20 protein-coding genes are annotated in these 26,099 nt (G+C 51.4%); 2 read left to right on the top strand and 18 right to left on the bottom strand.

Annotated elements, in window-relative coordinates:
- Positions 1-31 precede the first annotated feature (31 nt).
- The 4 genes from mukB to cmoM are packed head-to-tail and all read right to left on the bottom strand — an operon-like array spanning position 32 to position 7,281.
- Positions 32-4,492: a chromosome partition protein MukB gene (gene mukB / locus AB4H76_RS14680; protein WP_000572670.1), complete on the bottom strand. Its 4,461-nt coding sequence runs from the start codon at positions 4,490-4,492 to the stop codon at positions 32-34.
- Entirely contained in the window at positions 4,492-5,196 is a 705-nt protein-coding gene (gene mukE, locus AB4H76_RS14685) for a chromosome partition protein MukE (protein WP_001295347.1), read from the bottom strand. Before mukE ends, mukB begins: the two co-directional genes overlap by 1 nt.
- On the bottom strand, positions 5,177-6,499 hold the full coding sequence (gene mukF / locus AB4H76_RS14690) for a chromosome partition protein MukF (protein WP_001288850.1): 1,323 nt from the start codon (positions 6,497-6,499) through the stop codon (positions 5,177-5,179). The genes mukE and mukF overlap by 20 nt, the downstream gene beginning before the upstream one ends.
- Positions 6,496-7,281: a tRNA uridine 5-oxyacetic acid(34) methyltransferase CmoM gene (cmoM, locus tag AB4H76_RS14695; protein ID WP_001298300.1), complete on the bottom strand. Its 786-nt coding sequence runs from the start codon at positions 7,279-7,281 to the stop codon at positions 6,496-6,498. Before cmoM ends, mukF begins: the two co-directional genes overlap by 4 nt.
- Before the next feature lie 135 nt (positions 7,282-7,416).
- Between cmoM and elyC the strand changes: the two genes are divergently transcribed.
- Complete coding sequence (gene elyC, locus AB4H76_RS14700) at positions 7,417-8,196, top strand: envelope biogenesis factor ElyC (RefSeq protein WP_000899600.1); 780 nt, start codon at positions 7,417-7,419, stop codon at positions 8,194-8,196.
- On the opposite strand, the gene AB4H76_RS14705 is transcribed toward elyC, so the two are convergent.
- The 14 genes from AB4H76_RS14705 to AB4H76_RS14770 form a co-directional block, all read right to left on the bottom strand.
- The gene (locus AB4H76_RS14705) at positions 8,173-9,066 is read right to left on the bottom strand and encodes a YcbJ family phosphotransferase (RefSeq protein WP_000436922.1); all 894 of its coding nucleotides are present in this window, start codon (positions 9,064-9,066) and stop codon (positions 8,173-8,175) included. The genes elyC and AB4H76_RS14705 overlap by 24 nt on opposite strands.
- 153 nt (positions 9,067-9,219) lie before the next feature.
- A complete protein-coding gene (gene kdsB / locus AB4H76_RS14710) occupies positions 9,220-9,966 on the bottom strand; it encodes a 3-deoxy-manno-octulosonate cytidylyltransferase (RefSeq protein WP_000011603.1) in 747 nt (248 codons plus the stop codon).
- On the bottom strand, positions 9,963-10,145 hold the full coding sequence (gene ycaR / locus AB4H76_RS14715) for a protein YcaR (RefSeq protein WP_000350058.1): 183 nt from the start codon (positions 10,143-10,145) through the stop codon (positions 9,963-9,965). Before ycaR ends, kdsB begins: the two co-directional genes overlap by 4 nt.
- Positions 10,146-10,196: 51 nt before the next feature.
- A complete protein-coding gene (ycaQ, locus tag AB4H76_RS14720; protein WP_000056538.1) occupies positions 10,197-11,429 on the bottom strand; it encodes a crosslink repair DNA glycosylase YcaQ in 1,233 nt (410 codons plus the stop codon).
- Positions 11,430-11,465: 36 nt separating this feature from the next.
- The gene (gene lpxK / locus AB4H76_RS14725; RefSeq protein ID WP_000570539.1) at positions 11,466-12,452 is read right to left on the bottom strand and encodes a tetraacyldisaccharide 4'-kinase; all 987 of its coding nucleotides are present in this window, start codon (positions 12,450-12,452) and stop codon (positions 11,466-11,468) included.
- A complete protein-coding gene (gene msbA, locus AB4H76_RS14730) occupies positions 12,449-14,197 on the bottom strand; it encodes a lipid A ABC transporter ATP-binding protein/permease MsbA (RefSeq protein WP_000551270.1) in 1,749 nt (582 codons plus the stop codon). Before msbA ends, lpxK begins: the two co-directional genes overlap by 4 nt.
- A gap of 36 nt (positions 14,198-14,233) precedes the next feature.
- Positions 14,234-16,498, bottom strand: a complete 2,265-nt coding sequence (locus AB4H76_RS14735) for a ComEC family protein (RefSeq protein ID WP_420062601.1) — start codon at positions 16,496-16,498, stop codon at positions 14,234-14,236.
- Positions 16,499-16,705: 207 nt separating this feature from the next.
- A complete protein-coding gene (gene ihfB / locus AB4H76_RS14740) occupies positions 16,706-16,990 on the bottom strand; it encodes an integration host factor subunit beta (RefSeq protein ID WP_000167336.1) in 285 nt (94 codons plus the stop codon).
- Positions 16,991-17,149: 159 nt separating this feature from the next.
- Positions 17,150-18,823 (bottom strand): 30S ribosomal protein S1, encoded by a 1,674-nt coding sequence (rpsA, locus tag AB4H76_RS14745; RefSeq protein ID WP_000140327.1) that lies wholly within the window; start codon positions 18,821-18,823, stop codon positions 17,150-17,152.
- A 111-nt stretch (positions 18,824-18,934) separates the two neighbouring features.
- Positions 18,935-19,618, bottom strand: coding sequence for a (d)CMP kinase (gene cmk, locus AB4H76_RS14750; RefSeq protein ID WP_000125016.1), 684 nt, complete (start codon positions 19,616-19,618; stop codon positions 18,935-18,937).
- Between the two features lie 172 nt (positions 19,619-19,790).
- On the bottom strand, positions 19,791-20,555 hold the full coding sequence (ycaL, locus tag AB4H76_RS14755; protein ID WP_001295345.1) for a metallopeptidase YcaL: 765 nt from the start codon (positions 20,553-20,555) through the stop codon (positions 19,791-19,793).
- A 168-nt stretch (positions 20,556-20,723) separates the two neighbouring features.
- Positions 20,724-22,007, bottom strand: a complete 1,284-nt coding sequence (gene aroA, locus AB4H76_RS14760) for a 3-phosphoshikimate 1-carboxyvinyltransferase (RefSeq protein WP_000445249.1) — start codon at positions 22,005-22,007, stop codon at positions 20,724-20,726.
- A 70-nt stretch (positions 22,008-22,077) separates the two neighbouring features.
- On the bottom strand, positions 22,078-23,166 hold the full coding sequence (gene serC, locus AB4H76_RS14765; RefSeq protein WP_000057149.1) for a 3-phosphoserine/phosphohydroxythreonine transaminase: 1,089 nt from the start codon (positions 23,164-23,166) through the stop codon (positions 22,078-22,080).
- Between the two features lie 198 nt (positions 23,167-23,364).
- On the bottom strand, positions 23,365-24,057 hold the full coding sequence (locus tag AB4H76_RS14770) for a DUF421 domain-containing protein (RefSeq protein WP_000642849.1): 693 nt from the start codon (positions 24,055-24,057) through the stop codon (positions 23,365-23,367).
- Positions 24,058-24,186: 129 nt separating this feature from the next.
- Here AB4H76_RS14770 and ycaO point away from each other — a divergent pair, with 129 nt between their 5' ends.
- Positions 24,187-25,947, top strand: coding sequence for a 30S ribosomal protein S12 methylthiotransferase accessory factor YcaO (gene ycaO / locus AB4H76_RS14775; RefSeq protein WP_001295344.1), 1,761 nt, complete (start codon positions 24,187-24,189; stop codon positions 25,945-25,947).
- Positions 25,948-26,099: the final 152 nt, after the last annotated feature.

The following is a 26,099-nucleotide window of genomic DNA, read 5'->3' on the forward strand; positions in this document are numbered from 1 at the left end:
AAGAAAAGGCGGCATTGCTGCCGCCTTAATTTTAACTCGCCTGAGAAGGCGCTTCGTCAGTTCCTGGAAGCGTTTCAGGGAGTTGCGGCGCAAATCCTCGCAGGCCGACGACATGAACGTGTTCGGTATTCTGGAAGACTTTACGCACCAGTTTATAGGTGGTGCCTTTCTCCGGGCTGATATTTTCCGGCGCTGCGATGATGAGTTGCATTTGCAAACGCTCACACAATTCAAACAGCGTGGCGATAGAACGAGCATCCAGTCGCGCTGCTTCATCGAGGAACAGCAGGCGGCAAGGAGAGATATCTTTACCGCGCAGGCGGCGAGATTCATCTTCCCAGCTTTGTACCACCATCACCAGAATCGACATACCGGTACCAATCGCCTCACCGGTCGACAATGCACCAGACTCTGCGCGCAGCCAGCCATCGGAACCACGGTTAACCTCAACTTCCATTTCCAGATAGTTGCGGTAATCCAGCAGTTCTTCACCGATGGTCTGCGGCGTGCGCTGCCCCATATCAATCTGCGGGTTAAGACGTTGATACAGTTTCGCCAGCGCTTCCGAGAAGGTCAAACGGTTGCTGTTAAACAGATCCTGATGCTGCTCGTGCTGTTCAGAGAGCACATCCAGTAGCATGGCGTGCGTTTCACGCACGTTCACGTTGAGACGCACGCTGTTCACCTGACCAAACGATACGTTCTGCAACCCCTGGTTGAGCATACGGATACGGTTCTGCTCGCGCTGAATGGTTTTGCGAATGATGTTCGCCACGCTGCGGGAACTGATCGCCAGTTTCTGTTCACGGGAGGTTAATTCTTCGGTCAGACGGCTAAGTTCAATCTCCATCTGTTCGATAGCTTCCACCGGATCATCGGTACGAATAATATCCTGACGAATACGTTCACGCAGATGCTGATAAACCGCCACGAAGAACTGAATTTTACGCTCCGGACGTTTCGGATCTTCCGACATGCGCAGCACGTCGCGCAGATGTTCGTTATCCGCCACCGCCAGACGCAGCGCACCTAACGCCTTATCCGACATGGAACGCAAATCATCAGCGGAGAGATAAGCCAGCTCACGACGGTGTAAGCGGCGCTCAACGCCGTTATCTTTCACCATGCGCATCACCGCACACCAGCCCGCTTTGGCGGTCACTACCTGCTCGCGCATCTCAAAGTAATCCCGCTCCAGCTTGCGCAGTTTGCGGGTCAGGTTGTCCATCTCCGCTTCGCAGAAGGTAAGCGCTTTTTCCAGTTGATTGCGGCGTGAACGGTTATTGCTCAGTTGCGCATGCAGCTCGTCACGGCGAATACGCGCCCGCTCTTCTGCCCCGCTATCAGCACGCACGCCGATATCCTGCAATTCACGTTGCAGATCGTTGAGTAGCTCTTTTTTGGTGTCGTAAGAACTTTTCAGCGAAGCCAGCACCTGGTTGTACTGACTCAACTGCGCTGCGTGACCGCGCAACGCTTCGCGAGCGCGGGTACGCTCCGCTTCCGCCTGTTCCAGACGTTCACGCAGTTTTTCGTTGAGATCGCTGTTACCGCTAAGCATTTCTGCCGAGTCAGAATAGCTAAAGTGCGCACGACGCTGCACCACTTCCGTCAGGGCAAACGCCTGCTGACGGGCATCGCGCTGCATCTGCTGAGAGTACGCGTAATCTTCTTTTAACTGTTCGAACTGTTCCGGGTCGCTCTGCAATACCGAAACAATCGGTTCCAGTTTCGCCAGTTGATTGCCAAACTGCTGAACAAAACGCGCGGCTTCCTGGGCTTCATCCAGACGTTCGCGGATTTCATCGACGCGATCCGCCAGGCTGTCATCAGCCAACAGGTTGAGACGCGGCAGAATGCGGTTCAGCGCCGTAACGCCCTCTTTCGCCTGCTCAAACTGAATACGCTGCTGCTGGTTATCATTTTCATGATTACTTAACGCCCGCTCCAGTTCGACGCGACGGCTGTTCAGTTGACGGATTTCTGCTTCCGGGTCAGACTCAAACGCAACCGCCAGATGACTGCCGATAAAGCGGCTGAACGCCTGATGCAGACGCTGAGTTTTCTGTACATCAAAGGAGAGCGTGGCGAAGCGTTCGGAAAGCACTTCACGCTCGGCATGGAGGCTTTCAATACGGCTTTCACGCGCAGCACGACCAAACAGCGGCACTTCCGGGAAACGTGAATAACGCCACTGACGATCGGCGATTTTCACCACTACCGCTTTTTCCAGCTCATCAACGCTGAACACGCTGTCATCGAATGACTGCGGATCTCCTTCGATCAGATAGAGATCTTCCGGGCAATCGGTCAAGCCTTCCAGGTGTTCAGTTACCTGTGACAGATCTGGCACCACGATGGCGTGGCGTGACGGGCCATACAGCGCTGAGAAGTACGGCGCATCTTCCAGGCTAACGTCGTCATAAATTTCTGACAGCAGCACACCACCAAAACGCTCCGCCAGCGCGTTCAGACGCTGATCTTCAGAGCCGCCAGGCTGGCTTAAACGTTCGATCTCTTCATCGACGGCGTTTTTGCGCGCGCCCACTTCATCGCGTTCAACAATCGCCTCTCGCTCACGCTCCAGCAACTGTTGCAGATATTCGGTGACGTCCTGGCTGGAGGTAAACTCTTCGCCGCACTGTTCGCTCAACTGGTTGAGACTGTTTTGCGCTGCCAGCCAAACCGGCGCACGCTGCATCAAACTCTGAATGCGAGACTGCAGCTGTTCCTGCTCCTGGCGCAGTGCCATGCGCTCTTCACGGGCGTTAGACACGCTATCGGAAAGAGAGGCAATGCGTGCTTCCAGTTCCTGATGCAGGGCTTCCAGTTCGTCGATATCAAAATTCTTGCCCTGACGTTTGCAGAAATCTGCCAGCAGACGCTCAGCTTCTTGCTGCTCGCGTAGACGCTGTTCCAGTTCGCTTAATCGCATCCGCAGCGGCTGAACCTGCTCTGCCAGGTGACGCTGATCGACCCCTTCGCGCAATAGTTCGCGAGCGACATCCCACGCCTCGTTACGCGCCAGTGGGCCGTTGATTGCCACCACCAGCTGATAAGCCTGCTCAAACTGGCTGTGCGCGGTTTGCGCCATGCTCATTTTCTGCTCAAGAGAGAGCATTTTTTCAGTCGCTTCCAGCTCTTTCGCCTGGAAGGTTTCCAGCCATTCGGCGGCGCTGTCGGCGGTTAAGTCCGGCAGATGACACAGTTCTTTGGCACGATTAAGTGCAGCAATCGCCTGGTTATACTGGATCGCGCGCGTTTGCTGGACGTCCAGCGCCTGCTGGTAGTCAGCAAGCTGGCTTTTCAGCTCGTCCACTTCCAGTTCGGCAGCTTCCGCGCGAGCCTCGTTCTCTTCCTGGCGTTCGATGGCTTCTGCCACCACTTCGTTTTGCTCTTCCAGACGGATCTGCAGCTCATCGAGATCCGCTTCGTAGCGTTCGATCTTCTCCTGCTGACGCAGTGCGGTTTGCACCAGGTTCAGGTGATCGCTGGCCGCCTGATAATCCGCTTCCAGATCGCCTTCGGCACCGTTGTGCTCTGCCAGCTCACGCGCCATATCGACGTGTTTGTACTGCTCAGCCGCCAGTTGCTGACGCGAAGTATGTAACTCGCGACGAAACTCCAGGGCTTTGTCGAGATGGACACGGCGCTCGTTGGCGTGACGCATGTAGTCCGCCGCCACGTAGTTGGTAGCTTCGCTGATCAGATGCTTAAACAGGTCACGGTCCGACTGGGTGACACGAATCGCTTCCAGCGTCATGCGGTTTTCACGCAGCGCCGCTTCCATGTCCTGGAACGCTTTACGCACGCCGCTGTTTTCCGGCAACAGGTAGTCGCGCAGAGAACGGGTAATGGCACTGGAGATCCCGCCATACAGCGAAGCTTCGATCAGACGATAGAATTTGCTACGGTCAGATGCGGAGCGCAGACGACGCGCGATGATGCCCAGATCGAACATCAGCGAGTGGTAATCGGTAATGGAGTTGAACTGTTTAAACTGCACGCCTTCCATCGCCTCGAGCTTGTCTTTCAGCTCGTTAAGCGGCAGCACGCGCGCCTGGCGTTCGTTCAGGGTTTCGGTCACCAGCTGTGTCGGCTGCACCGACATCGGCAGTCCCTGAATGGCAAATGGTTTGATATCCACTTTACGATCGCGTCCGGCAACCTGTTGCAGACGCACACCGACCACCACGCGCTGGTGGCGCGAGTTAATGGTGTCGAGCATCGAATAACAGACACCCGCTTTCAGCTTACCGTGCAGACCTTTATCGCGCGAACCGCTGGTGGCCCCGGCTTCCGTAGTGTTACGGAAATGCAGCAGGGTCAGGTCGGGGATCAGCGCCGTAACGAACGCCGCCATGGTGGTGGATTTACCCGCCCCGTTACCGCCAGAAAGCGTCGTGACCAGCTCGTCAAGGTCAAAAGTTCGGGCAAAAAAGCCGTTCCAGTTAATCAGCGTCAGTGAGCGAAATTTACCGCGTTCAATCATTATTCTTCCTCTCCGCTATCTGGCTGATTCTCTTCGGTTTCATCGTTGAGTTGCAGATGATTTTCAATCGGCATTGCTTCGCCATCACGAATCAGGCGACGCTGTGCTTCACGGGGATCGTCGCCAGCACGCACATCGGCTCCGAAGCGGAACACCGATTCGGTAATGCGAAACTTGCTGCTGTCGTGGCCCATAAACCACACCATGCCTAAACGACGCAGACGGTTGAGCGAAGAACGTACTTTCTCCTGCAACTTCTGACGGTCAACGTCTGAACCGGTTGAACGGTTGTTCACCAGTTTCAGCAGTTTTGCTTCATCGGCCAGGGTGAGCAGTTCGTCGTACAGTTCCTGCTGGGTGAAAATCCCCTCATTCGCCAGCCGTTCCGGGCTGAGATAGAGATAACAGAGGATTTTCCCGACCATCATATCCAGTTCCGACAAGACGGAACGCGGGATAAGAGTGGTGGAACGTGGGCGTAAATAGAAGAACCCTTCCGGTGCGCGAATAAGCTCAACGTTATAACGCGCGTAAAACTCTTCCAGATATTCCTGAAAATCCATCAGGAATGCATGATTATCCAGTTCGTCGAGGCCAATATGGCGGCCTGAACGTAAGGCGCTGTCCAGCGCCGGAAATAACGGATTCGCCAGCGCCTGCGCCAGCTTAACCGGCATCACTTGTTCAATATTTGTCGATGACATGCGCCTGTACCTTGGCTCCGTAATCATTAATCGGCTGCCATTTCGCTGGCAGTCCGGTGAAATCTGCTTGCGCTACGCCAAGACGTACCGCCTGATCAATAACAATACGCGCAACGTCAAAGTGACGTGCACGCGGATACTGTGACAGATATTCGCGTACCACCAGACCAAGATCCAGCGGCACTTGTCTGGTTTTGTACACGGCAAGTTGTTCTTCGATGATCGCCGCCAGCTGTTCGCGGATCTCGTTAAACTCTTCGTATTCCAGATCCTCAGGAAGTTCCCCAGTCACTTCTTCATCGCGCAGTGCCATCTCTTCGTCACGCATATCCAGCAGACGATCGGCATTGGCATAAGTTAGCGCCCACGGCTCATCAAAATAGGTTTGTACCGACTGACGTAACCGCTGAGCAAAGACGCGGTTTTTATCCATATCGATCGCGGTACGAATAAATTTGTGTACGTGGCGGTCGTAGCCAATCCACAAGTCGATGGATTGCTGGCCCCAACTGATAATACGATCGAGTTTGCTCTGCAGATCGAACACCAGACGATCGACGAAATGCAGATCGTCATGGGTCATCGTCGCATCCTGAATGCGCAACAGATTAGCCTGCAATTTGTCGCCTGCCGCTTCCAGCGTATCCTGCAATTCACGCAGCGTTCCGGAAGTTTCCGAAAGCAACAATTCACAGCTGGAAATCGCCGCCCGCCAGTCTTTGTTCAGCAACTGGGCGATATCGTCCTTCACCTGCTGCTGCTGTTCGTCCATCAGACGTTGCGTCAGGTCGATACTGTCGAAAATTTCTGCTACCGAATATTTCAGTGGCGCATAGACATTACGGTGCCAGTGAAATTCATCACCGCCCTCTTCGGCGGCATCTGCTGCGCGTTTGAGCTCACCCGCCACAATCGACAACTGCATAGAAAGACGCAGCGTAGAAAACTCGCGCTGACGGATGTAGTAGTCAGTAATGCCGATGCCGAGCGGCGTCAGACGGTAAATTGCGTTCCCTTCCGCCTGCTCGCTGGTAAAGCGGTTCAGCAGACGTTGACGCACCATGTCGTTGATCGCGTTATTGGCGCGCACGCCGATGGTTTCGCTGGTTTGCTCAAACGCATCACTCACATGGCGGAATGCATCCACCAGCTCGCCTTCACTCATCTCACCATCCAGACGCTCGCCGTTCAGCGTGGCAACCGCCAGCAGAAAAGAGAGTCGGTCTACCGGCAGCGAGATGGAGAAGTCATTTTTTCTGGCCCAGGCAACCAGTTCGGGGACTGTCTGGGAAAATTCACTCATACTTTATCCTTGCTCTGCGGTTTGCGCGCGGTGACATGAATATAACGCCCCAGGGTAATATACGGTTCCTGACGGCAATAACGCGTTTCTAATTCAAGTAATGCTTCATAGCAGTCGCGCTGCTGGTGTTTCTCGCGCAGATAATCATGAAACACGCGAACGCCTGTCTTACCCATAATTTGCCAACCAGCTTCTTCCAGCCACAGATAAACCTGCGCCGGGTCGCGTGGATAATCTGGCGAAAGCGTCCGTTTTTTCTTTTTCGGCATTCCCGCCTGCACGTAATCAAAATTCCCGGCGACCATGTTATGCATCAACAAACCATGCGCATTGTAGAACATTAACGACAACACGCCGCCTGGACGCAACACTGACCACAGGGTCTGCAATACACTGCGGGGATCGGCCACCCACTCGAGCACCGCATGGAACAATATCAGATCAACGGGCGTTTCCAAATGCGAAGCAACATCCTGAGCGGCGCAATGTATAAATTGCATGTTGTCGCTCACACCTTTTGCTTCTGCCGCCTGTTTTGCGCGGTCGATCATCTGCGCAGAAAGATCGCATAAAATGACCTGATGCCCACGCTCGGCCATTTTGATTGCGGTCTGCCCTTCTCCACCGCCAGCATCCAGCACACGCAGTTTTTGCGGGCCCATTTCCGCCAGCACGCGATCGAGATCCTGCCACAGAATAGCCTGTCGAAGCTGCCCTTTGGTGGTGCCGTAAATGTTACGGGAAAACTTTTCCGCAATATCATCAAAATTGCGATCCTGCATTGCTTTCTCCACCGGTTGGCTAAGACGTTTTCTGATAAAGACGCTATTTTGTCACAGCCACGGCGAGAATGAACCCGTCTGGTGTAATATCGCTGGCGATCCCTTGCTATATGGTTAAAAAAGGAACCAGAAAGGATGCTTTTTACACTGAAAAAAGTGATTGGCAATATGTTGCTGCCACTTCCGCTGATGTTGTTGATTATTGGCGCTGGCCTGGCGCTGCTGTGGTTTAGCCGTTTTCAAAAAACCGGGAAGATTTTTATTAGCATTGGGTGGCTGGCGCTCTTGTTATTGAGTTTGCAACCGGTAGCCGACCGCCTGCTGCGTCCCATCGAAAGCACCTATCCGACATGGAATAATTCGCAAAAAGTGGACTATATCGTGGTGCTCGGAGGTGGTTATACCTGGAACCCGCAGTGGGCACCGAGCTCTAATTTAATCAATAACAGTCTGCCACGCCTGAATGAAGGTATTCGCTTATGGCGCGAAAATCCGGGATCAAAACTGATCTTCACGGGAGGCGTAGCAAAAACCAATACGGTGAGTACAGCGGAAGTAGGTGCCAGAGTTGCGCAATCGCTGGGCGTGCCGCGCGAGCAAATTATCACCCTGGATTTGCCAAAAGATACCGAAGAAGAAGCTGCAGCAGTGAAACAGGCGATTGGTGACGCCCCTTTCCTGCTGGTGACCTCCGCATCACATCTGCCGCGGGCGATGATCTTTTTTCAGCAGGAAGGGTTAAATCCGCTACCAGCCCCGGCGAATCAGTTGGCCATCGACTCGCCGCTTAACCCGTGGGAACGGGCAATCCCTTCTCCGGTCTGGTTGATGCATAGCGATCGTGTTGGCTATGAAACGCTTGGCCGTATCTGGCAGTGGCTAAAAGGTTCGTCAGGCGAGCCACGGCAAGAGTGATTTTGATGCCAGATCGAAGTTGCGCCGACTAAATCGTCCGGTATTAACCAGTTGCGCAACTTCATCCCATAACACATACAACCAACGCCGCCAGATGAACGACTCCGCCACTGGCGCGCGTTGCAGGTAACTCCAGAGCAAATCTTCCGCCAGAGAATTATCCATTAGTCGGAACAGTTCGTATTCTCGCGGTGCCCAAAGCATTAGTCCCGGCCCGACCATCGCCAGTAACTGATCGCTGCGCGAATCTTTCAACATGCTGCGTAAACAGAAGTTACCGTGAATCAGCACACAATTGTCGTTAAAGCCTTCAAATAATGCCGGGAGACATTCGCGAGTGCGAAACAGGATCCGCTTATCCTGCATCGTCAGACCGGTGTTATTGAACTGATTGAGCGTGGTCCATAGCACTTCAACATGTTGCCGGTACCATGAGGGCCAGAAATTTTCCTGAGTATTGTCGACCGCGCCGACGCAACCGCGACTGTCCTGACGGTGCCAGGCCAGTAAGGCTTCAACGATTTGGTCTTTGAGTTGTTCCCAGCGTTCTGGTGTTCGGGCTGGTGCCTCCACCGAAACACCACGCATCCGCTCCAGTAGCAGGACATCGGGGCCGGGGTGTTCTTCATGCGTCATCACACCATAAATAGTCGGCATACGGACAGTCCCACTTCTTGCCAGCATGGTGGTTTTCCATGCCAGTTGTCGGGCTTTTCCGGGCGTACTAAAGCTTCTTGCCATTAACGGCATTGGGTTTCCCTGGCTGTCATACAAAGCCCACAACGCCGTATCCGCTTTTTCATTGACGCACTCAATACGACTGAGTTTTTCGCCCAGTAAATGGCTTAATTCGGCACGCAGCTGTTCCATTCAGATTACCCTCATAAAAGCTACTGCTTTCATAATGAGCGCCAATATAAAAGATGTCACCTGAATGAGATCAATTGTTGAAAAGAAAAATTGAGGAAAATCGTAACGGTACGACACTCCTCCCAAAATTGGCTGAAGTGTCGTGAAGTGAAATTAGCGCATTTCAGCGCGAACGCGCTCAAGATCTTCAGGGGTATCCACACCTGTGCCAGGAACTTCCTGAGCAACAGCAACATGGATTTTTTCGCCGTACCACAGAACACGAAGCTGCTCTAACATTTCGATGTGTTCTAACGGACTTGGCTGCCAGTTGACGTAACGACGGATAAAGCCTGCACGGTAGCCATAAATACCAAGATGACGCAGGAAGTTATCGCCAACGGTTTCAAGGCCTTCTGCAAAACGATCACGATCCCAAGGAATGGTGGCGCGAGAGAAGTACAGTGCATACCCTTCAGCGTCGAGAACCACTTTCACCGCATTCGGGTTAAACGCTTCTTCCGCATTGTGGATTGGCACCGCCAGAGTCGCCATACCCACCTGACGCTGAGCGAGGTTATCAGCAACCTGACGAATGATTGTCGCAGGGATCATCGGTTCATCACCCTGCACATTAACGATCACCGTGTCGTCGCTGAATGCGCATTTTTCGACAACTTCCGCCAGACGTTCTGTTCCTGACTGATGATCGGCGCGCGTCATACATACTTCACCGCCAGCGGCTTCAACGGCGCGGGCAACATCCTCATGATCGGTTGCCACGATGATGCGCTCGGCACCTGATTCACGCGCGCGTTCAAGAACATGAACAATCATGGGTTTGCCGTTAATATCAACCAATGGTTTACCGGGCAGACGCGTGGACGCGTAGCGCGCGGGAATAATGACCACAAAACTCATGATTTACTCTCATCAGCAGTCAGCACGCGGGCTTCCGTTTCCAGCAACACTGGAATGCCATCACGCAGCGGGAAAGCGAGGTTGTCCAGTTTGCAAATAAGCTCTTGTTTTTCCTGGTTATACCAAAGTTTTCCGTTGCAAACCGGGCAGGCAATGATTTCAAGCAGACGATGATCCATAGTTCCTCCAGATGGATCGGGTTATGAATGCATAAATCTTATCATAATCATTTATGCGACGGGGTCTATTTCCCAGCCGGTGCGGCAATCAGTAAAGAGGCCTTGCGGGCAGCATCCTAATGTCACCCGCGTTGCCTGCTGCCAGTTAGCGAAATCAGTAATCGCCTGACGTAGCCCTTTTTGCAGCGTTGTCGTTGGTTTAATACCTTCCTGTAACCACAGAGAGATAACTTCAAGGATGCCTGTCTGGCGATGCATTTTGGCATCCATTCGCCCAACTAATTGCCCACGATGTAATAACGGCAGAACAAAATAGCCATACTGGCGTTTCGGCGCTGGGGTATAGCACTCCAGCCGGTAGCTAAAATCAAAAAGCTGCTCTGCGCGTTTGCGATCCCAGACAACAGGATCAAAAGGCGAAAGTACCGCGCTGTGCGTTGCAGTGAGCTTTCCGGCCAGCGCTCGCTCGAGTAGCGGCAGCAAATCATCATGCAGCCAAAGATTGCCCAATTTTTCAACATGCACAGCAATGATTTGCTGCTGTTCAGCCCTCGCTTCGCGCCACGCCGCCAGTGCCGGACGTTTCAGCCGATAGTAATCTGCCAGCCACTGTTCGCGGAATATTCCCAGGCTACGCGCACTGTTATCCAGCATGATGATTTCTGCTTCTGTTTGCGAAACGAGATCGCGCTCATCATCCCAGTCAGGCATGACACGGTGGGTTAAATCATAAACGCGCTGGAAGTTGCGCCGTTCAATCACCATCACCTTTCCGGCAGTAAATAAACCTTCCAGATGCCGTTTATGCGGCTTCCATTCCCACCAGCCGCTTGCACCTTTACGAGGATGCTCAAAATCGGCTGAACGTACCGGCCCCTTATCATGAATATGCTGAATTAACTGTGCAATTTCCGCCTCATGTTCCTGCATCCAGGCGTCTTTGTATTTCCAGCCCATTTTTTCAGGTGCCAGCATGCGGTGGCGAATAAGACGAAAGTCGCTACGCGGCATAAAGCAGGCTTCATGCGCCCAGTATTCCATTAATTCGCCACGCGCCAGAGACTCATCCAGCCACTGGGCAGGATAATTTCCCAGACGACTGAAAAGCACCAGATATGGACTACGGGCAACAATATTGATGGTATCGATTTGCAGCAAGGACATGCGGGAGATCGTTGCCGGAATATCCTCCAACGACGCTCGACGGCGGGGTTTGTTTAACAGGCCTTGTGCGGCAAGGTGAAGATTACGCGCATCAGCAAGGGAGAGGTGCGGCAGCGACATTCATGACTCCATCAATCGAACGCTGCCGCGGCGTAACTAGTTGCCAGAAGCCAGCAAGGTTAGTTGCGTAAGCAGTTTCGCTGGTTCATCACCTGAAAGCTGTGCGTCTACAGGCAAATACCACCAATTTTCTTCTGCAAAGGCCCGGCATTTCACCGCATCTTTTTCAGTCATTACCAGCGTTTGCCCGGCGCTTACCAACGCACTGACATCCGCATGGTTCAAAGACTGATGATCGGCCAGCGGTACACATTTTTCCGGTTGTACGCCACACATCTTCAGCGTGGCAAAAAAGCGCGGCGGATGCCCAATCCCCGCCATCGCCACTACATGTTCAAGCTGAGCAACGTCACAACGCGTACCGGTACGTAAATTCACCGCCTGACCCGGCAGCAGATGCATGGGGATTTCACCGCTGCGAGGGACACCGCCGTTGACGATTACCGCATCAACCGACTTTAAGCGCCCCGCTCGCTCACGCATTGGCCCCGCCGGCAACCACCAGCCATTGCCAAAGCGACGCACACCATCAATAACGACAATTTCCACATCACGCGCCAGACGGTAATGCTGTAAACCGTCGTCGGTTACGATGATCTGCACATCAGGGTGTTGCGCCAGAATGGCTTTTACCGCATCAGAACGAACGGGAGAAACCGCAACAGGCGCATCAGTGCGTTGATAAATCAACACAGGTTCATCACCCGCCTGTGCTGTTGTGGTATCTGCCGACAATAACAGCGGATAAGATTCAGCCTTACCACCATATCCCCGCGATACGACCCCCACGCGAATACCGCGCTGTTGCAACTGTTCCACCAGCCAGACAACGACCGGGGTTTTTCCGTTGCCGCCTGCGGTGAGATTACCAACCACGACAACCGGTACGGGGGCACGCCAGGCGCGCTTCAGTTTTAGTTTATAGCAAAGACGGATCGCGCCACTCACCAGGCCATACAACCAGGAGAGTGGCAGCAATAGCCGCCACAAAGGGGATTCACCAGACCAGATTTTTTCGATCATTGGCCAAACTGCATTTTGTGAAGTTGCGCGTAAACGCCGCGGTGCTCAAGCAAATCGTTATGCGTACCGCGTTCCACAATGACACCATCCTCGACGACCACGATTTCGTCTGCCTTTTCAATGGTAGACAAGCGGTGGGCAATCACCAGAGAGGTACGGTTTTTCTGCAACTCATCCAGTGCCGCCTGAATCGCACGTTCGGATTCGGTATCCAGAGCCGAGGTAGCTTCGTCCAGAATCAGAATCGGGCTATCACGCAACAAGGCTCGAGCGATAGCAATACGCTGACGCTGACCGCCAGAGAGCAGCACGCCGTTTTCACCAATCACTGTATCGAGACCGTTATCCATCTTATTGATGAAGTCCATGGCGTAGGCCATACGCGCCGCTTCTTCAATTTGCTCACGGCTGTACTGTTCAGTCCGTGCGTAAGCAATGTTGTTAGCAACCGTATCGTTAAACAGATGGACATTCTGCGACACCAGAGCAACCTGGTTACGTAACGACGCCAGGGTATACTCGCGCAGATCGTGACCATCCATCAGGATTTCGCCTTCATCAATATCGTAAAAACGCGTGATCAGGCTGGCGATGGTTGATTTACCCGAACCAGAGCGTCCAACCAGAGCAACCGTCTTCCCTGCCGGAATTTTCAGGTTGATGTTACGCAATGCAGGTACGTCACGTCCCGGATAAGTAAAGGTGACATTGCGGAATTCCACGTCGCCAGTCGCACGCTCGATCACGCGCTTACCTTCATCTTTCTCCTGCTCACTGTCCAGAATGGTAAACAGCGTCTGACAAGCCGCCATACCGCGCTGGAACTGGGCGTTAACGTTGGTCAGCGATTTCAGCGGACGCATCAGTGCAATCATTGAAGAGAAAACAACGGTAATCGTACCGGCAGTCAGGCTATCCATGACACTTGGGAAGCTCGCCGCATACAGAACAAACGCCAGCGCCAAAGAGGCGATCAGCTGAATGATCGGATCAGAGATGGAAGAGGCTGAAACCATTTTCATCCCCTGAAGACGCATTCGGTTGCTGACTTTATCAAAGCGTTTCGTTTCCACTTCCTGACCACCGAAAATCAATACTTCTTTGTGGCCCTTCAGCATTTGTTCTGCGCTGGTGGTCACCTGCCCCATGGTGTTCTGCATGTTTTTACTGATGTTGCGAAAACGCTTCGATACAACGCGAATCGCAATCGAAACAATCGGTGCCAGCACAATCAAAATGATCGACAGTTGCCAACTGTAATAGAACATCATGATGAACAGGCCGATGATCGACGCACCTTCACGCACAACAGTAATCAGTGCGCCGGAAGAAGAAGAAGCAACCTGTTCGGAATCGTAGGTAATACGTGACAACAGCGTACCCGTTGACTGTTTGTCAAAGAATGAAACTGGCATTCCCATCATGTGACCAAACAGGCGGCGACGCATGGTCATTACCACCTTTCCTGATACCCAGGAGATACAGTAGCTGGAGACATAGCTGGTGATACCACGTAAAATCATCAGCCCGATCACCACCAGCGGCATCCACACCAGCACGGAGCGATCTGTTTTACCAAAGCCATCATCAAGAAGTGGCTTAAGGAGCGATAACATGAAGGTATCGCTGGCTGCGTTGAGGATTAACGCTACGCCCGCCACGATCAGACCCGCTTTGAAAGGCGCAATGGTTGGCCACAGTCGGCGGAATGTCTGCCACGTAGAGAGATCTTTGTCGTTATGCATTCAAAAAACCAGCATTTGTTGAAATAGCCGCATATTCTACCCGTTATCCACTGGCACGCCAAACCACTGATGATACCAACGAGGTAAAATTTGCTCCCTGAGGCTGCTAATCCGCCAGCCTTGCGCTGAAAAATTGACCGTTGTTTGACCTTGATGTGGAGTATCAATCCATTGATATCCTTGCAGTTGATAGCGATGCTTAACTTTGTTAGAGGGCAGTCGCCATGCGTTATAGCACGATGCCGATGCGAGTGCCACTTTTCCATTCACTCGCTGAATTAATGGCAACGATGATGAGGTATTACTGCCATGGTGAGGTACCTGAAGCAATGTTGCCTGCACTTGCTGCCAGTAACGGCTTAGCATCTTTTGTTCAGCTGGGGCTTCAATATCACCGGTTAGAAGAATGCTATTCGTCCCGTCATCAACCTTAACCACACAGGAATGGTTATTTCCTTTATCGTTGCTACCTTGTAAAGGCCAGTGCGCGCTGAAACGCAATCCTTGCCATTGCCACGCTTCGCCACGCACACAGGGCTGATGATGTTCCCAGTTTAACGGACTTCTGATCCATAACATCGGCCATATATGCAATATTGAATCCAGCCCTCCCCGGTGATCCAGATGTTCATGGCTCAGAATAACGCCTTCCGGTTCAAGATTATGCCAGTGGAGCCAGGGGATAATCAGTTGTTGCCCACTATCCCCTTCAGGCCAGGCCAGTCCTGTGTCATAGAGAATCGCTTTGCCGTTTCTGGCTATCACCATTGCCAGCCCTTGCCCGACATCAAGCATGTACAGCTGCCACTCGTCAGGTCGAGGTTTTTGCCACAGCGGCCAGCACATCAGCAAGCCTCCAGCCACACACATTGCTGGCAACGTTCGCCAGGCGTTTAATCGCCATACCACCAGTAAGAACCATGGGGAAAATGATAGCCATTGCCAACATTCAGCAATGTTGATCCACCCTTCCGGCAAACTCTTTAACCCCCAGAAAAGTAAAGCCAAAGACCGGTCGGCAAGAAACCATAACCCTTGCTCCAGGATTAACAGCCCGCTTAAATGCACAACCATCGCGGCGAGGATCAACGGAACCGTGATAAATGTCACCAAGGGAATTGCTAATAGATTTGCAATAAACGAGGTCAGACTAATGCCATGAAATATGACGATTTGCACGGGCATAAGCAGAAGTGTGATTCCCAGTTGCAGATGGATGAGGGAAACAACTGCACGCAATACCGGCGGCAGTTGCCACTCAGGACAGGGAAACCACTGATACCAAAATATCAATGCCGCGACCGCAGCGGCAGAGAGCCATAAACTTTGCGAGAGAATGGCAACAGGATCCATCAGCAAAATTGCCGCCAGACAACATATCCATACATCCCAGCCACTCCACTGTCGCCCACTTAACTTAAGCATTCCCCACGTAGCAAGCGCCACCATGGTACGCAATGCAGGAGGTTGCATTCCCGTCAACCAGGCATAAAAAGCAGCACAGCAGATTCCGCCAATTAATGGTATTTGCCAGTGGATCCAGCGCCCAGGCAGAAAAATTTGTCCACTGCGAATGAGTCCGGCAGCCAGCAACGCCGCAAAAGCGATGTGCAATCCCGATATCGCCATTAAATGCGCCGTTCCAGTATCGCGCATGATATTTTTGATTTCTTTGGGGACGGATAACCGTTCCCCCATACCTAAACCAAGAATACCCGCATTCCACGGATAGGGTTGCAGCGTTGTTTGTAGTGACGCCAGATACTGTGCACGCAGGCTACAATTCGGTTCAATGACACTTGCCTGCAGAAAACGGCCGGTGAGCGGCTGATGCTGGGCAATGGCATAACGCTGGCTATCAAAGCCGCCATCATTAAGTTGGCCATGAACTGCACGAACTTTGAGTTTCATTGACCATTGTTGTCCAGCACAAACCGCTTGCGGAAGATATTCGCCATACATCACGAGACCTGACGCAGGGAATATACGTCGACCTTGTAGATGAGTAATTTGACCGTAATGAGTGGTCATGCCGTCAGTTGCAGTGATCTCAACAATTGCATCCTGCGTCGCGCCAGTTAAGGTTTCTCCTGCCCACAAAATTTGCTTTGCTGATAATATGCCCCAAACGAAAAACAGCAACGTCAGCGCGATATAACGGACGGTTTTAACAGGGATAAATGCCAGTACGCAGGCGAAGAGAGTCAGAAACGCAAGGGTTAATGTCCCAGGCAATTGGGGCAAAATCAGCAACGGAAAAATTCCGCTAATTATGCATACACCGACTGTCGTTATTTTCATGCACCCCTCCCTGTTTATGGAAAGTGTGCAACTTTGTTGAGCGGTTGTCTGGTGGGAATTTTGCGTTCCCCGAGGCATATTCAGAAGAATTTAACGAAAGGGTGAAAACTGTTCAAAACTCTGCGAGGCAGCTTCCAGTTCCAGATTAGAGAAATGAAAAAAGCACCCGACAGGTGCTTTTCTCTCGTTCAAGTTTGAGTAAAAAACTTAACCGTAAATATTGGCGCGATCGCGCAGTTCTTTACCAGGTTTAAAGTGAGGAACGTATTTTCCTTCCAGTTCTACTTTATCGCCAGTCTTCGGATTACGTCCGGTACGTGGTGCGCGGTAGTGCAAAGAGAAACTGCCGAAACCGCGGATTTCAATACGCTCGCCCTGCGCAAGAGTCGAGGCCATATGCTCCAGCATCTCTTTTACTGCATCTTCAACCGTCTTGGCGGGAATGTGCGATTGCTGGGTGGCAAGTCTTTCTATCAATTCTGACTTGGTCATGATTCCTCCGGTTCCTTAAAGGCAAATTAAGCGGCTGCTGTTGCTGCATTGATTAAGGGCGGCCGTAGCCGCCCTTAGTGCTTGATTACAGGACGAAACCTGCAATCTGTCAAGTAAACTCAACAAACTTCGGAATAAAAATCCCGAAGAGTCAGAGAATTACTCGCCTTTAGCTGCTTTGAAAGCTTCAGCCATTGCGTTGTTGGAGAAGTTTGCATCTTCCTGTTTGTTAACAGTTGCGATTGCATCTTTCTCGTCAGCTTCGTCTTTCGCACGAACAGACAGGCTGATTGCGCGGTTTTTACGATCAACGCCGGTGAATTTAGCTTCAACTTCGTCGCCAACGCTCAGAACCAGGGTAGCGTCTTCAACGCGGTCACGGGATGCTTCAGAAGCACGCAGGTAACCTTCAACGCCGTCAGCCAGTTCTACGGTTGCGCCTTTAGCGTCAACTGCAGTTACTTTACCGGTTACGATAGCGCCTTTCTTGTTCAGAGCAACCCAGTTGTTGAACGGATCTTCTGCGAGCTGTTTAACGCCCAGGGAGATACGTTCACGTTCTGCGTCAACCTGCAGAACAACTGCAGCGATTTCGTCGCCTTTTTTGTATTCACGAACTGCTTCTTCGCCTGCAACGTTCCAGGAAATGTCAGACAGGTGAACCAGGCCGTCGATGCCGCCGTCCAGGCCGATGAAGATACCGAAGTCAGTGATAGACTTGATTTTACCTTCAACACGGTCGCCCTTGTTGTGGGTTTCCGCGAACTGCTGCCACGGGTTAGCTTTGCACTGTTTCAGACCCAGGGAGATACGACGACGTTCTTCGTCGATATCCAGAACCATAACTTCCACTACATCGCCAACGTTAACAACTTTGGACGGGTGGATGTTTTTGTTGGTCCAATCCATTTCGGAAACGTGTACCAGGCCTTCAACGCCTTCTTCGATTTCAACGAAGCAGCCGTAGTCGGTCAGGTTGGTCACGCGACCAGTCAGTTTGGTACCTTCCGGATAACGTTTAGCGATAGCTACCCACGGATCTTCGCCCAGCTGTTTCAGGCCCAGGGATACACGGGTACGTTCGCGGTCGAACTTCAGCACTTTAACAGTGATTTCGTCGCCCACGTTGACGATTTCGCTCGGATGCTTAACGCGTTTCCAGGCCATGTCAGTGATGTGCAGCAGGCCGTCAACGCCGCCCAGATCAACGAATGCACCGTAGTCAGTGAGGTTCTTAACGATACCTTTAACTTCCATGCCTTCCTGCAGGTTTTCCAGCAGCTGATCGCGCTCTGCGCTGTTTTCGGATTCGATAACGGCACGACGAGAAACAACAACGTTGTTGCGCTTCTGATCCAGCTTGATTACTTTAAATTCAAGCTCTTTGCCTTCCAGGTGCAGAGTGTCACGCACCGGACGAACGTCTACCAGAGAACCTGGCAGGAACGCACGAATACCGTTCAGCTCAACAGTGAAGCCGCCCTTAACTTTGCCGTTGATAACACCGGTAACAGTTTCAGCATCTTCGTAAGCTTTTTCCAGCGTGATCCAGGCTTCGTGACGTTTAGCTTTCTCACGGGACAGCAGAGTTTCACCGAAGCCGTCTTCTACTGCGTCCAGAGCAACGTCAACTTCGTCACCTACCTGGATTTCCAGCTCGCCCTGGGCGTTTTTGAACTGCTCAGCCGGGATGGCGGACTCAGATTTCAGACCAGCGTCAACCAGTACTACGTCTTTGTCGATAGCAACAACAACGCCACGAACGATAGAACCCGGGCGGGTTTCGATTTCTTTTAAGGACTCTTCAAAGAGTTGAGCAAAAGATTCAGTCATGTTTAATCTTCAGGTTTATATTTAACGTCCACCTGGCTCCATGCCCGGATGGGGTTGTTTAACATACCCGCTGTCATTCCATTGCAACGGGGGTACTGCAAATTCGGTCGCTTATGCGAGAGCCAATTTCTGGCGCGCGTATTGTAGCGCTTTTTCAATCACTTGCTCAATGCTTAAGGTGGTGGAATCCAACACTAAAGCATCGGCTGCCGGAACCAGTGGCGCTACCGCTCGGTTACGATCGCGGTCGTCGCGTTCTTTGATCTCGGCCAAAAGGCGCTCAAAGTTAACACTAAAGCCCTTCTCCTGCAACTGTAGCATGCGGCGATGCGCACGTTCTTCCGAGGAGGCGTCAAGGAAAATTTTCACTGGTGCATCAGGGAATACCACCGTTCCCATGTCGCGGCCATCGGCAATCAGACCTGGTAATTCGCGAAACGCGCGTTGGCGACGCAATAATGCTTCACGAACGCGTGGGAATGCCGCGACTTGTGAAGCTGCATTCGCCACTTCCTGAGTACGAATTTCGCCGCTGACATCTTCCCCTTCGAGGATCACTTCCAGATTGCCATTGGTCGACACAAAACGTACATCCAGATGGGATGCCAGCGGTACCAGCGCATCTTCCGACGCAACATCAACATGGTGATGTAATGCCGCCAATGCCAGTACGCGATAAATTGCACCCGAGTCCAGCAGATGCCATTGCAACGCTTCCGCCATAGCCTTACACAAGGTGCCTTTCCCTGCACCGCTTGGGCCATCAATGGTAATAACCGGGGCAATTGCCGTCATCTTTATCTCCTTAAAACAGGCGTACCGTTAACATAACCGCGCGCATTATACGCGCCGACGCCACAAATCGTTAACGTTGTGTGCAAAAACCAGTTTTGTCTGTATTCAGATGGGGATTTATTGCGCAATTATAGCGGGCTGGCAGAAGACCAGCCCGAAAGATGACAATGATTTACTTACCAGAGGCGATACGATCACGGATGTGTTGCGCACGCTCTGTTGATGGTGGGTGAGAGTCAAACATGGACTGGGTGCGACCGCCATCCAGGCTAGCCAGTTTTTCAAAGCTGCCAACCAGCCCCTGGGTGCTGATGCCACGTTTCTTCAACAGATCAAAGGAGAAATCATCTGCTTCGGACTCTTTATCACGGGAGTATTTAGCATTGATAGCGCCTTCTGCGATATCACCTAATTGTGAGCGGGAAAGCTGGGAAGCCACACCGCTGGTAGCTGAAATGGCATCGCGTGCGGCAACGATCGCATAAGAAGCTTTCATTTCAGCCAGCGAGTGACCCAACGCGACGTGGCCCAGTTCATGGCCCAGAACGCCTTCAATTTCGTTGTCATTCATCATGTCCATCAGGCCACTGTAGACACGAACACAGCCGTTCGCCATCGCCCATGCGTTGACGTCGCTGGTCATATAAACCTTATAGTTGACCGGCGTGCCATTAATATTGTTACCCAATGCTTTGGCGATTTTTGCCAGACGTTTACCGTACTTGCTGGATTTACTTGCGACTTGATTGCCGCTGTCCATTTCGGCACAGCCCTGATTGGCAATCGCTTTTGCATCGGCATCGCTTAATGTTGCTGCTTTATAGGCATTTAAACCGGAGCTGATAGCCATATTGGTATCAATACCGTGGGTATTTTGACACCCTGTCAGTAATGCTGCAGAGGTCGCAATCGCCAGCAGTAATTTAGTATTCTTCATGTGAATCATCCGTTGATTAATCATATATAAATATTATGTATCAACAACTTACATTGACAAGCGACGCTACCATTAATCAAAATGACTCACAAGGTCCGAAAAAAAACGCCGACAATGTGCCGACGTTTTGATAAAGAAAGATTTGGCTATTTATTGCCCGTTGTTCATTCAGGCTGCCTGGCTAATCCGCGCCAGCTGCTCGAAATAATCCGGAAATGTTTTGGCCGTGCATTTGGGATCAAGAATCGTCACTGGTGTATCTGACAACGCCACCAGCGAGAAACACATCGCCATCCGGTGATCATTGTATGTCGCGATCTCGGCAAAGTTCAGTTTTTCCGGTGGAGTGATACGAATGTAATCGTGCCCCTCTTCTACTTCCGCACCGACTTTACGCAGTTCTGTTGCCATCGCAAACAGGCGATCGGTTTCTTTAACACGCCAGTTATAGATATTGCGCAGCGTGGTGGTGCCTTTTGCAAATAACGCCGCCGTGGCAATGGTCATCGCCGCATCGGGAATATGGTTCATATCCATATCAATAGCGTTCAGTTCACCACGCGTGCAGGAAATATAATCATCGCCCCAGCAAATGGTCGCGCCCATTTTTTCCAGCACATCAGCAAAGCGAATATCACCCTGCATACTGTTACGTCCAATACCGGTCACTTTTACAGTGCCGCCTTTGATTGCTGCTGCTGCCAGAAAGTAAGAAGCCGAAGATGCATCGCCTTCGACCAAATAAGTACCCGGAGACTGATAAGACTGCCCGCCTTTTACGACAAATTGTTGATAGTGCTGATTTTCAATTTCAACACCAAACGTCTTCATCAGATTGAGTGTGATGTCGATATAAGGTTTAGAAACCAGATCGCCTTTAATACGAATCACCGTATCTTCCGGCGCAAGAGGCGCAGTCATTAACAGTGCGGTGAGGAATTGGCTGGAAACGGAGCCATCAACGTCAACGTTGCCGCCGGTAAAGCCGCCCTGTAAACGCAACGGCGGATAATTTTCTTGTTCCAAGTAAGTGATCTTCGCCCCGCCCAGGCGCAGAGCATCCACCAGATGACCAATCGGGCGTTCTTTCATACGCGGCTCACCGGTCAGCACAATATCATTGCTACCCAGACAAAGAGCTGCCGCCAGCGGACGCATTGCCGTTCCGGCGTTACCGAGGAACAACTCCAGGGCACCTTCTGCGTGTAATGGACCGCCGTTACCGATAATTTCGCAACGCGTACGATCGGCTGAAAGCGTATAGCTTACCCCTAACCCTGTTAATGCATTCAGCATATGGCGCACGTCATCGCTATCCAGCAGATTGGTTAATACTGTTTTGCCGTGTGCTAATGCCGCCAGCAATAAAGCGCGGTTAGAAACGCTCTTGGAACCGGGCAGATTAATAGTGCCATCGACACGAGCGATGGGTTGTAACGTCAGGGATTCCATGAACTCAACTCTCTACAACAGAAATAAAAACCCCACAGGCTGGCTGTGGGGATTAAGCAAAATTTCGGCATTAGCCGTGACGGCGTTCGAACTCAACCATGAAGTCTGTCAGCGCTTTAACGCCTTCCAGCGGCATGGCGTTATAAATAGACGCGCGCATTCCGCCGACCACACGGTGACCTTTCAGTGCATGAAGGCCAGCAGCAAAAGACTCTTCAAGGAACAATTTGTCAAGCGCACTGTCCGCCAACTGGAACGGCACGTTCATCCGCGAACGGTTAGCTTTCGCCACGTCATTGCGGTAGAAATCGCTGTTATCAATCACCCCATATAGCAGTTCTGCTTTTTGCTGATTGATTTTATCCATTTCAGCTACACCGCCGTTCGCTTTCAGCCATTTAAAGACCAGACCAGATAGATACCAGGCAAATGTCGGCGGCGTGTTAAACATGGAGCCGTTATCGTTGAGGATGGAATAATCCAGAATCGACGGACACGCGATATTCGCTTTGCCCAGCAAATCTTCACGAACGATGACGATTGTCAGGCCAGCCGGGCCGATATTTTTCTGCGCGCCAGCGTAAATTACACCATAACGGCTGACGTCAATCGGACGGGAAAGAATGGTTGAAGAGAAGTCGGCGGCGACCACCACATCTTTGCCGAAGTCTGGCGTCTCGTCGATGGCGATACCGTCGATGGTTTCATTCGGGCAGTAATGCATATAAGCCGCATTATCAGAGAGTTGCCATTCACGCATTGGCTTAACCGCGCGCAGACCATCAACAGTCACTTTGGCGTCAAAGACATTAGGCGTGCAGTATTTTTTCGCTTCTTTAATGGCACTTGCCGCCCAGTAACCGGCATCAACATAATCTGCGGTGGTTTTATCACCGAGAATATTCAGCGGTACCGCAGCAAACTGACCGCGACCACCGCCATGGCAGAATAATACCTTGTAGTTGGAGGGGACATTAAGAAGATCGCGAAAATCCTTCTCGGCTTCCTCTGCAACCTGAATGAACTCTTTGCCACGGTGACTCACTTCCATCACCGACGTACCAAGACCGTTCCAGTCGCGCAGTTCCTGTTGAGCCTGTTTAAGCACCTCTGCCGGTAGCATTGCCGGACCAGAACTAAAATTGAAGATTTGAGCCATTTCCCCTCACCACGTTGCGTTGCTATTAACCCGCGGTCAATCGATTGCGACCACAGGTAATACATTATTCCTGTGGCTATCGGTTTTATCATTCAGTGACACACATCGCAATGAGTAAAACCGTTGAGGGCAAAAATGTGGCTTGCATCACACAAAAGAATCTCTCGGATTATTAGCAAAAAGCCGATGTTTTTACTGTCAGGTCACCCGTTTTGCCCGACTTGCCTTCGTCCATTCTGGATTTGCACAGCGCGGACATAATTGTTTTTCCCCCGCTTTCATATGAATGATTTCACTACAACGAATACAGGCATAGTCCGCCGACTCCGGCACCACTTTGTAACGCTGCGTACAATCACTGGGTAAAATAAGTAAACCCGGTTTCACCTTGTCATCTTCAAAGAAATAGACACTGATTTGCCCGTTGGTTTCGAGAATCGCCAGACGTACCTGCCCCAGCTGCTCCACGCCACGCAATCGTAGCTCCATAAAGAACTCAAATTCCGTCATGTTGGAGTTATTGAGTTTCGACCAGGCCAGCTCGCCATCTTCAATAATGACAACTGGCTTGCCTTCCAGAAGATCTTCCAGTTTTTCACTGTGCGCCATCAACCACATTACCAGGCGGTATAACAACGCCAGAGTAATAAAGACGATAAGTACCGGGACCATCGGCACATCATCATAAAACGCCACATCTCCCGCCGCTGATCCCAGCGTCAGAATGATTAAAACTTCAAACAGCGACATCTGCCGCACACCGCGTCTTCCGGTCATTTTGAGGAACAAAAAGACCAGTACAAAGGTATAAAGACTACGTAGTGCAACTTCGCCAAGGAAATCAAAAGGCACTTTATCAAATGCCATACGGTGGAGATCGAACGCCTTCATTTTTATGCTCTTAACGTGGTTTATCCGCTAAAAGCATAGTCAACAGTTCATCGGCATGGCGGCGGTGATAGCGCCTTTGAGATAAAACCCGTATTATTGCGCGCTTTCCGTACGACTAAAGTGATTTTCATGACGCAAACATTTATCCCCGGCAAAGATGCCGCTCTGGAAGATTCCATCGCTCGCTTCCAGCAAAAACTTTCAGACCTCGGCTTTCAGATTGAAGAGGCCTCCTGGCTGAATCCCGTGCCTAACGTCTGGTCTGTACATATTCGCGACAAAGAGTGCGCACTGTGTTTTACCAACGGTAAAGGCGCAACCAAGAAAGCGGCGCTGGCTTCTGCACTCGGTGAATATTTCGAGCGTCTCTCAACCAACTACTTTTTTGCGGACTTCTGGCTGGGCGAAACCATCGCCAACGGTCCGTTCGTGCATTATCCCAACGAAAAATGGTTCCCACTGACCGAAAATGACGATGTGCCAGAAGGGCTGCTCGATGACCGTCTGCGCGCGTTTTATGATCCGGAGAATGAACTGACCGGCAGCATGCTGATTGACCTACAATCCGGTAACGAAGATCGTGGTATTTGCGGCCTGCCGTTTACGCGTCAGTCCGACAATCAGACCGTTTATATTCCGATGAATATCATTGGTAACCTGTACGTCTCCAACGGTATGTCCGCAGGTAATACCCGCAACGAAGCACGCGTTCAGGGATTGTCTGAAGTTTTCGAACGCTACGTGAAAAACCGCATTATTGCTGAAAGCATCAGCCTGCCAGAGATCCCGGCAGACGTGCTGGCGCGTTACCCAGCAGTAGTTGAAGCCATCGAAACGCTGGAAGCGGAGGGTTTCCCAATCTTCGCTTATGACGGTTCGCTTGGCGGCCAGTATCCGGTGATTTGCGTGGTACTGTTCAATCCTGCTAACGGTACCTGCTTTGCCTCTTTCGGTGCGCATCCTGATTTTGGCGTAGCACTGGAACGTACCGTGACCGAGCTGCTGCAAGGTCGTGGCCTGAAAGATTTGGATGTGTTTACTCCGCCAACCTTCGATGATGAAGAAGTCGCTGAACATACCAACCTCGAAACGCACTTTATCGATTCCAGCGGTTTAATCTCCTGGGACCTGTTCAAGCAGGATGCCGATTATCCGTTTGTGGACTGGAATTTCTCCGGCACCACGGAAGAAGAGTTCGCCACACTGATGGCTATCTTCAACAAAGAAGATAAAGAAGTTTATATTGCCGATTACGAGCATCTGGGCGTTTATGCTTGCCGTATTATCGTGCCTGGCATGTCCGATATTTATCCGGCTGAAGATCTGTGGCTCGCGAATAACAGTATGGGCAGCCATTTACGTGAAACGATTCTTTCGCTACCAGGCAGCGAGTGGGAAAAAGAAGATTACCTGAACCTCATCGAGCAACTGGATGAAGAAGGTTTTGATGACTTTACCCGCGTGCGTGAGCTGTTGGGTCTGGCGACCGGGTCGGATAACGGTTGGTACACCCTGCGTATCGGTGAATTAAAAGCCATGCTGGCGCTGGCTGGTGGCGATCTGGAACAGGCTCTGGTCTGGACCGAATGGACGATGGAGTTTAACTCATCAGTATTTAGTCCGGAACGCGCCAACTATTATCGCTGCCTGCAAACGTTGTTATTACTGGCACAGGAAGAAGATCGCCAGCCGCTGCAATATCTGAATGCGTTTGTTCGCATGTACGGCGCAGATGCCGTAGAAGCCGCCAGTGCGGCAATGAGCGGCGAAGCGGCGTTTTACGGCCTGCAACCGGTAGATAGCGATCTGCACGCGTTTGCTGCACATCAGTCGTTGTTGAAGGCCTACGAAAAGCTGCAGCGCGCCAAAGCAGCATTCTGGGCAAAATAAAATCAAATAGCCTACGCAATGTAGGCTTAATGATTAGTCTGAGTTATATTACGGGGCGTTTTTTTAATGCCCCGCTTTACATATATTTGCATTAATAAAATAATTGTAATTATAAGGTTAAATATCGGTAATTTGTATTTAATAAATACGAT

Source organism: Escherichia sp. UTM R2 (assembly GCF_048593455.1).
Taxonomy (GTDB): Bacteria; Pseudomonadota; Gammaproteobacteria; order Enterobacterales; family Enterobacteriaceae; genus Escherichia; species Escherichia coli.

Coding starts and splice junctions, on each gene's coding strand:
- mukB (WP_000572670.1), bottom strand. CDS start 4,492: ATGATTGAACGCGGTAAATTTCGCTCACTGACGCTGATTAACTGGAAC.
- mukE (WP_001295347.1), bottom strand. CDS start 5,196: ATGTCATCGACAAATATTGAACAAGTGATGCCGGTTAAGCTGGCGCAG.
- mukF (WP_001288850.1), bottom strand. CDS start 6,499: ATGAGTGAATTTTCCCAGACAGTCCCCGAACTGGTTGCCTGGGCCAGA.
- cmoM (WP_001298300.1), bottom strand. CDS start 7,281: ATGCAGGATCGCAATTTTGATGATATTGCGGAAAAGTTTTCCCGTAAC.
- elyC (WP_000899600.1), top strand. CDS start 7,417: ATGCTTTTTACACTGAAAAAAGTGATTGGCAATATGTTGCTGCCACTT.
- AB4H76_RS14705 (WP_000436922.1), bottom strand. CDS start 9,066: ATGGAACAGCTGCGTGCCGAATTAAGCCATTTACTGGGCGAAAAACTC.
- kdsB (WP_000011603.1), bottom strand. CDS start 9,966: ATGAGTTTTGTGGTCATTATTCCCGCGCGCTACGCGTCCACGCGTCTG.
- ycaR (WP_000350058.1), bottom strand. CDS start 10,145: ATGGATCATCGTCTGCTTGAAATCATTGCCTGCCCGGTTTGCAACGGA.
- ycaQ (WP_000056538.1), bottom strand. CDS start 11,429: ATGTCGCTGCCGCACCTCTCCCTTGCTGATGCGCGTAATCTTCACCTT.
- lpxK (WP_000570539.1), bottom strand. CDS start 12,452: ATGATCGAAAAAATCTGGTCTGGTGAATCCCCTTTGTGGCGGCTATTG.
- msbA (WP_000551270.1), bottom strand. CDS start 14,197: ATGCATAACGACAAAGATCTCTCTACGTGGCAGACATTCCGCCGACTG.
- AB4H76_RS14735 (WP_420062601.1), bottom strand. CDS start 16,498: ATGAAAATAACGACAGTCGGTGTATGCATAATTAGCGGAATTTTTCCG.
- ihfB (WP_000167336.1), bottom strand. CDS start 16,990: ATGACCAAGTCAGAATTGATAGAAAGACTTGCCACCCAGCAATCGCAC.
- rpsA (WP_000140327.1), bottom strand. CDS start 18,823: ATGACTGAATCTTTTGCTCAACTCTTTGAAGAGTCCTTAAAAGAAATC.
- cmk (WP_000125016.1), bottom strand. CDS start 19,618: ATGACGGCAATTGCCCCGGTTATTACCATTGATGGCCCAAGCGGTGCA.
- ycaL (WP_001295345.1), bottom strand. CDS start 20,555: ATGAAGAATACTAAATTACTGCTGGCGATTGCGACCTCTGCAGCATTA.
- aroA (WP_000445249.1), bottom strand. CDS start 22,007: ATGGAATCCCTGACGTTACAACCCATCGCTCGTGTCGATGGCACTATT.
- serC (WP_000057149.1), bottom strand. CDS start 23,166: ATGGCTCAAATCTTCAATTTTAGTTCTGGTCCGGCAATGCTACCGGCA.
- AB4H76_RS14770 (WP_000642849.1), bottom strand. CDS start 24,057: ATGAAGGCGTTCGATCTCCACCGTATGGCATTTGATAAAGTGCCTTTT.
- ycaO (WP_001295344.1), top strand. CDS start 24,187: ATGACGCAAACATTTATCCCCGGCAAAGATGCCGCTCTGGAAGATTCC.